The sequence below is a fragment of the Okeania sp. SIO3B5 genome (assembly GCF_010692555.1).
In the GTDB taxonomy this organism is placed as follows: Bacteria; Cyanobacteriota; Cyanobacteriia; order Cyanobacteriales; family Microcoleaceae; genus Okeania.
On record NZ_JAAHHG010000532.1, the window covers coordinates 1 to 6,818 of the forward strand.

Consider the following 6,818-nt stretch of genomic DNA (forward strand, 5'->3'; position numbering starts at 1 on the left):
CTAAACGATATGAAAAAGCTAGATTGAGAGTAGCTAAACTTCATGCCAAACTCAAAGATACTAGGACAGATTTTCTGCATAAATTATCCACTGAAATAATTCGTGAAAACCAAACAATTGTTTTAGAGGTATGACAATGTCTCCGGAATGGTCAAAAACCGTAAATTATCCAGATCAATATCAGATTTAGGTTGGCGGAAATTCCGAACACTTCTAGAAGGTAAAGCAGAAAAATACGGTCGCGATTTCAGAGTAATTAATCGTTGGGAGCCAACCAGCCAAAAATGCAGTTGCTGTGGTTTTCCTGGAGGCAAATTAGACCTTCAAGTACGAGAGTGGGAATGCCTTAACTGTGGTACAAAACATGATCGCGATACCAACGCAGCGATAAATATATTAGTCGCGGGCGGGCAGTCCGAGACATTAAACGGACGCGGAGGCAAGCGTAAGACTACCGTCAAGGTAGCAGCAGCCTGTGTTAGCGGAGCTTTGCGCCAGCAAAACGTCAACCCGCCGAGGAGCTATGGCTCGGTAGGAATCCCCGTGCCTTTAGGCCGGGTGAGGATGTCAAATAATTCCCTTTTCCTTCTTCCTTCTTCAAGAGTAGAATTGACTCGCCCAACTTCGAGACTGACGCACAGGACCATCATCTTGATATAAAGGTGGATTACGAATATCTTTTTTATTCTCTAAAATACTAACATCTTGTTCAAAAGTTTCTAAAACATCCTGTTTTAACATCTTATTTAAAATTAAGCTTAAAGGAAAAGGTAAAACTTTTTTTACACTATAAAATATGGCAATATCAAGATAATCATTATCTATGGGTGTTCCTGTAAAAATAGTCAACAAACCTAGCTTTAATTTTCCTTCTGTCCAGTAAAAACTCACATCATAAGCAGGTCCGTAATAAATAGTAGTAACTGAGCCATCTTCTAATACTAATTTTCCTGCTGCTAAAGAAGATAAATTATATTTCTGAGACATTCTATGAGTTAAAATTGGTCCGTCAATTTGTACCCCATGACTATGAGCGCTTTTAAAGGTACGGCTGTGCAAATTATATAGGTGAGAGACATCTACACTGTTATCCATATAATCTTGAAGGGTAGTGCGGACTTTCCACTGACGGACTAAACGTAGAGGAGTCCATTCTTGAGAAATTAGTTCTGGTATTTGAGGTATTTCCCAGTCTGGCAGTTTTCCTTGATGGTGATGGTACATCATTATGAGACCATTAACCTCAAGTACAGGCCAGCTCTGTATTTTTGCTTTGGGTTTGGGTTTATCTGGATAAGGAATAGCAGCACATTGTCCATTTGTATCCCAGAGCCAACCGTGGTAAGGACATCTCAGAGTTTGGCCTTGTATTCTACCTCCATGAGCAAGATGAGCGCCTAAGTGAGGACAGTGAGCATCAAAAATATGAGGTTTGCCATCTTCTGTACGAAATAGTACAAAATCTTTTCCGAAATAATGAAGCGGTATGACTCCTTTGGCAGATAAATCTTCACTTCTGGCAACACGAAACCAACTATTGGGCAGGTTTGAATACATAATTATTTGTTGTTAAAGGTAGACAAAAATTAGCTATTAGTATAACTACGCATAAGTCAAAAGTGAGTGTGTAATTTGGTAGTGCTATAGGATAGCCATGGCTTGCCAACTTATTCGGCAAGGGGTCTGCCGTTATAATCTTCAATTTAACGGGAGGGAAGTTGCCAATCTACTAATTAATTAGCGTTGGAGTTATTTGATGCTTAACATATTTCAGGACTTACGCAAAGGCACTATTTATAGAGTCCAAAGACTATTGGACAATAGTTTTGAGCGCTATATATAGCGTATCTGCGTAAGTCCTAATATTTTTTAAGTTCAGGAATCACAAAAAGTACTATATATAGCGTTGTTTTTCGTTAAATTACCGCTAAAATCCCATACAAATAGCGTTCATGCGTAAGTCCTAAAGTTGTTCAATGTTACGCCTCCGCAACTAACAACAAAATAAGTAGAAATTACGCATAGGATCTACATATAGCGTTTTTTACTATTGTCCAATAGTTTTGATATCTATATATAGTACATTTGCGTAAGTCATGATCAGAACCAGTCCACAGTACAGGTTTCCGATAAAATCTTGCTAAATAATCCTTAAAATCTCTCCTGATTAACTGACTCGAAAAGGTTTTGAGATTAGCTATAAATTTACTCAAATGACTGACTTAATTGCTGTTGTAGACGCAGAGCGACGTGCCGAAGGCAGACTTTACAGGGCTTTTGAGATGGATGAACCCATAGCCAAAACCTTGTAGGGGCGTTAACGATAGTTATGCGAAGCAAACGGCCGTTAACGCCCCTACTGTGGTCTATCGAAATGAAAACCGCTGTAATATTAAAAGGTTTAGCTAGAAACACTAAACTATCAAAATCAATATATGATGTTGCTTGGGGAGTTTTTCTGGAAAAACTTGCAGCAGTAGCGGTGAAACGCGGTTGTTATGTTATCAAAGTAAGTCCTCATCATACATCGACTAATTGCAGTAATTGCGGTCAGAAAGTATCAAAAACATTGTCAGTTAGAACTCATTCTTGTCCGAAGTGTAATTTAGTGATGGACACAGATGTAAGCGTAGCTCCTCCGCAGGAGGCAAATGCTGCAATCAACATATTTAAGTAAAGCATTAAACGAGGTGGGTCTCATCTTGTCTGCCTGTGGAGGCGTAAGACGTTAGTCTGCCTGGGAAACAGGAAACTTCATCTGCGAAGAGAAACCCCCGTTATACCGCTGGTGGTTAACGATGGGATAACGTCACAGAATGACTGCGTATAAATTCCTATTATATTAGGAATGAAAACTCAGAATAACCTTCTCAAGTTTTTTTATGCAAACCACAAAAGTAGAACGAGTCAGAGGTGTCAGGGACATTCTACCAAACACCTATAAGATTGATAAACAAATCAAAAGTACACTTAGTGGCAATTTTGAATCCTATGGCTATCGACCCATAGATGTGCCACTCATAGAATATACCGAACTCTATCTGAAAAAATCTGGCGAGGACATAGTTTCTCGCCTCTACGACTTTATTTATCGTAACCGTCGCCTCTGTCTTAGGCCAGAATTTACTGCTTCAGTGGTCCGCGCTTATTTGGACAACTTCCAAGAAATACCTCTGCCAGTAAGACTTTATTATACAGGGCCAGTATTTCGCTATGAAAAGCCCCAGAAAGAGAGATATCGTCAATTTACCCAAATGGGGATAGAGTTAATTGGGGCTAAAGGGGCGATCGCTGATGCGGAAGTTATTTCTATGGCCTGTCAAGGTTTAGACCGTTTAGGTTTAACTGAATATCAAATGTTTATTGGTCATGTTGGAGTTATTAACAAATTCCTCGACTATCTTGAGTTAGATACTCGTCTTCATAGTTTTCTACTTACTCAAATGGAAACTTTGAGAAAAGAAGGTAAACAAACAGTAGAAAATTTACTCTCTGAAATTTATCCTGCGTTTCAAAAAAATATTTCTACTCAACAACAACCAGATAAAAATATTACGACAAAAAAAATTACAGACCTCCTACAAAATTTAGAAGAAGAGGAGGCTAGAACAGCCATTTTTGAGTTTCTCGAAAGTATGAATATCGAACTCTCAAGCACTCGCGAACCTGAAGAAATAGTCGATCGTTTGTTAGTGAAAATCAAACATCAAAACCAAACTAAACAGCTCAATCAAGCATTAGATTTTATGACTGAGTTGAGTCAACTAAAAGGAGAGCCGAATGCTGTTTTAAAGGAAACAGAAAAATTACTTTCAGCCTACAGTATTGATGATTATGGCTTAAAACAATTACAAGATATTCTTCAAAATTTGGATGCCTTTAATATAGACAAAAATCGTATTAGTATTGACCTCGGAATTAGTCGGGGTCTCCAATATTATACAGGTATGGTTTTTGAAATTTCTGACAGCAACTTAGGAGAAAGAAAATTATGTGGTGGTGGTAGATATGATGATTTAGTTGTTAGTTTAGGAGGTCAACAAGAAACTCCTGCAACTGGTTTTTCTTATGTCATGGAAGAACTCAGACAAGTATTAGCTGAAAAATCTCATTTGAATATCAATAATTATCAATTTGTCGAAGCTTTGGTAGTTGGTATTAGTTCAGATGATTATGTTTATACTGTCACAATTGCTGAAAAATTAAGAAAGCTAGGTTTGCGGATAGAAACTGATATTATCGGGAGAAATATTGAAAATAATATTGAGTATGCAATTCAGCATAATATTCCATTTTTAATTATTTTAAATTCTGTAGAACAACAAGATAGTAAAGTGCTTTTGCAAAACCTGGAATCTGGAGAAAAGCAAAATTTGGAATTAAATGAAGTAGTAAAAAAAGTTAGAAATAGTTGAATCACAAAATAATTAATAATTAATAATTAATAATTAATAATTAAATAATTTAGGTTTAAAGGGTATCTGTAAATAAAGTATTAAATCAAGCGTGTAGGGTGGGTTGCCCAGATTACATGATTAAAGTTAATAGTTAGCTTTGTGATTCACCGTAACCCAGTAAAACATAAACTTTTGAGCATCTCTTAAGATTTATTTTACAGATACTTTCTTAAAGCCTCTCCTTTCAAGGGAAAAAAAGAAATTTTTTTCCTTAAGTGTCAATTCTCTCCCTTTTAGGGAGAGATAATTATTAATTAGGGCTTGCTGATTAAATATCAAAGCTTTTACAGATAAAGGTAAGTGCCTTTTTAGGTCTGAAATACCTTGGTTTTCAGCTCCAATCGCTCAAAAAATTAGCATTTTGGGCATTTCGAGGGGAAGAAAATCAAGGGAAGATTTTTCTTGCTACCTCTTCTATAATTCTCATTACTCCTGAATTGCAGGATTGCTGTTTGCGGAGCATTCCGTAGGAAATTCTGGATTCTCCCCTGACAAAAAGACTTTTTCAGCAAACCCTAATGATTAATTGTTAATTGCTGAATGAAAAATTAATACCCTTAAATCAAATGACCGCAGATCAAATTTTAAAAATAGCCTTACCGAGTAAAGGTGCATTAGAAAAAGGAGCCATGAACTTATTATCAGCTTGTGGTTTAACTGTATCTAGACCCAATGAAAGACAATATTTTGGTTATATTCCTGCCTTGCCACAAGTAAAAGTATTATTTCAAAGAGCAGCGGATATATTTACAAAAGTAGAAGAAGGAAGTGTCGATTTAGGAATTACAGGTTATGACGTAGTTTCTGAAGAAAGTCAATCCGATGATGATGTAATAGTTATTTGGGATAAATTAGGTTATGGTAAATGTGAAGTTGTTTTAGCTGTTCCTGAGAGTTGGGTAGATGTGTCTTCCATAGAAGATTTAGCAGAGTTAACTCTATTATTTAAAGAGAAAGGTAAAAATCTCAGAATTGCCACAAAGTATAATAACCTGACTCGAAAATGGTTGTATGAAAAGTTAATTGTACATTTTTCCTTAGTAGCAGTACAAGGTGCCATGGAAGCCGCACCAAGTATGGGATATGCTGATATGATTGCTGATGTAACTAGCACTGGCACAACTCTGAGAGAAAATCGTTTAAAGCGAATTGAAGGAGGCACACTTCTTAAGTCTCAAGCTTGTTTAATTGGTAATAAACGTTTATTACAAGAAAGTGAAGCTAAGTTGGAAACAACTAAGGTATTTTTAGAGTTAATTGAAGCTCAGATGGAGTCAAAAAAATATGTGTCGATAACAGCAAATGTGAATGGAAAGTCGGCAGATGAAATAGGTGATTTGTTAATGAATAAAAGTGGGTTAAGTGGCATTACTGGTTTACAAGGACCGACTATTGCTAAAGTATATTCTGGGAAGAAAAATGACTGGTATGCTGCGACAATTGTAGTAAAACAAGAAATGTTATTACCAGCAATTAATCATCTCAGAAAAGTAGGCGGTACAGATCTGACAGTTTCTTCTCCTAATTATGTTTTTGGCTCCAAATCTCAAACTTATGAAGCATTTTTGGAAAAGTTAAATTAACCTGTTATTGGTGGAGAAAGTTTATATTTTCTATAGTAGGGAATAGGGAATAGGGAACAGGGGAAAAACATTTCCCTGTCCAATATTCATCATAAGTTTATGTACTAATCAAATCTTTCTCTGCTACAGAAAAAACATTGACCTAACTCTCCTCTTCAAGGAGGGAAATATCCTCTAGAAATTTTTAGTTTTGAGTTTATAAAATAATTAAAATGCCACATACAATTGTTACTGATATTTGCGAAGGTGTTGCTGACTGTGTTGGAGCTTGTCCTGTCGCTTGCATCCACGAAGGACCTGGTAAAAATACTAAGGGAACCGATTGGTATTGGATAGATTTTGATACCTGTATTGACTGCGGAATTTGTCTAAGTGTTTGTCCTGTAGAAGGAGCAATTTTGCCTGAAGAAAGACCAGAATCACAGAAGACACCCTAGTGTCGCTACGCGGAAGTCAGAAGTATTGATTGGTAAGGCTTTTAGGATTTTGTAACTGGTCAGTTATTTCCGCCATTCTGCACTGGTAATAGGAGTCAGAAGTCAGGAGTCGGGAACAGGGGCATTTTGTTCCGCAAAATATAAAACAGTCTACACTGAAATCTTGGCCTCAGCATACTCCCAATCATCAAATTTATCAAAATAATTGGGTATAATATCATGTCCGGATGATTAGTGATGATTAAGCATTTCTAGTTTGAGGCCACAGCGTGAAAACAGGTTAAACCCTGAACAAATTCCTGCTGCTCCATAATTTTCTGGCAGCGATAGACCAGCAGATG

Annotated in this window: 7 protein-coding genes; 6 read left to right on the forward strand and 1 reads right to left on the reverse strand. The window is 36.7% G+C overall.

Going from position 1 to position 6,818, the window contains the following annotated elements; all coding sequences use genetic code 11:
• Positions 1-23: 23 nt before the first annotated feature.
• On the forward strand, positions 24-134 hold the full coding sequence (locus tag F6K54_RS43515) for a transposase (protein WP_366558352.1): 111 nt from the start codon (positions 24-26) through the stop codon (positions 132-134).
• Between the two features lie 13 nt (positions 135-147).
• Entirely contained in the window at positions 148-660 is a 513-nt protein-coding gene (locus F6K54_RS37530; RefSeq protein WP_366558351.1) for an RNA-guided endonuclease TnpB family protein, read from the forward strand.
• On the opposite strand, the gene F6K54_RS37535 is transcribed toward F6K54_RS37530, so the two are convergent.
• The gene (locus tag F6K54_RS37535; protein WP_293089087.1) at positions 598-1,557 is read right to left on the reverse strand and encodes a Rieske 2Fe-2S domain-containing protein; all 960 of its coding nucleotides are present in this window, start codon (positions 1,555-1,557) and stop codon (positions 598-600) included. The two genes, F6K54_RS37530 and F6K54_RS37535, sit on opposite strands and share 63 nt — an antisense overlap.
• A gap of 817 nt (positions 1,558-2,374) precedes the next feature.
• On the opposite strand from F6K54_RS37535, the gene F6K54_RS37540 reads away from it, so the two are divergent.
• The 4 genes from F6K54_RS37540 to F6K54_RS37555 all read left to right on the forward strand — a co-directional run bounded on the left by F6K54_RS37540 (position 2,375) and on the right by F6K54_RS37555 (position 6,477).
• Entirely contained in the window at positions 2,375-2,677 is a 303-nt protein-coding gene (locus F6K54_RS37540; protein ID WP_293089088.1) for a transposase, read from the forward strand.
• 205 nt (positions 2,678-2,882) lie between these two features.
• Positions 2,883-4,415 (forward strand): ATP phosphoribosyltransferase regulatory subunit, encoded by a 1,533-nt coding sequence (gene hisZ, locus F6K54_RS37545; protein ID WP_293089089.1) that lies wholly within the window; start codon positions 2,883-2,885, stop codon positions 4,413-4,415.
• 608 nt (positions 4,416-5,023) lie between these two features.
• Complete coding sequence (hisG, locus tag F6K54_RS37550) at positions 5,024-6,040, forward strand: ATP phosphoribosyltransferase (protein ID WP_293089090.1); 1,017 nt, start codon at positions 5,024-5,026, stop codon at positions 6,038-6,040.
• A gap of 212 nt (positions 6,041-6,252) precedes the next feature.
• The gene (locus F6K54_RS37555) at positions 6,253-6,477 is read left to right on the forward strand and encodes a ferredoxin family protein (protein WP_293089091.1); all 225 of its coding nucleotides are present in this window, start codon (positions 6,253-6,255) and stop codon (positions 6,475-6,477) included.
• Positions 6,478-6,818 lie beyond the last annotated feature (341 nt).

Bases quoted from the DNA above. Each gene is read 5' to 3' on its own strand.
- hisZ (WP_293089089.1), top strand. From the start codon at position 2,883: ATGCAAACCACAAAAGTAGAACGAGTCAGAGGTGTCAGGGACATTCTA.
- F6K54_RS37535 (WP_293089087.1), bottom strand. From the start codon at position 1,557: ATGTATTCAAACCTGCCCAATAGTTGGTTTCGTGTTGCCAGAAGTGAA.
- F6K54_RS37530 (WP_366558351.1), top strand. From the start codon at position 148: ATGGTCAAAAACCGTAAATTATCCAGATCAATATCAGATTTAGGTTGG.
- hisG (WP_293089090.1), top strand. From the start codon at position 5,024: ATGACCGCAGATCAAATTTTAAAAATAGCCTTACCGAGTAAAGGTGCA.
- F6K54_RS37540 (WP_293089088.1), top strand. From the start codon at position 2,375: ATGAAAACCGCTGTAATATTAAAAGGTTTAGCTAGAAACACTAAACTA.
- F6K54_RS37555 (WP_293089091.1), top strand. From the start codon at position 6,253: ATGCCACATACAATTGTTACTGATATTTGCGAAGGTGTTGCTGACTGT.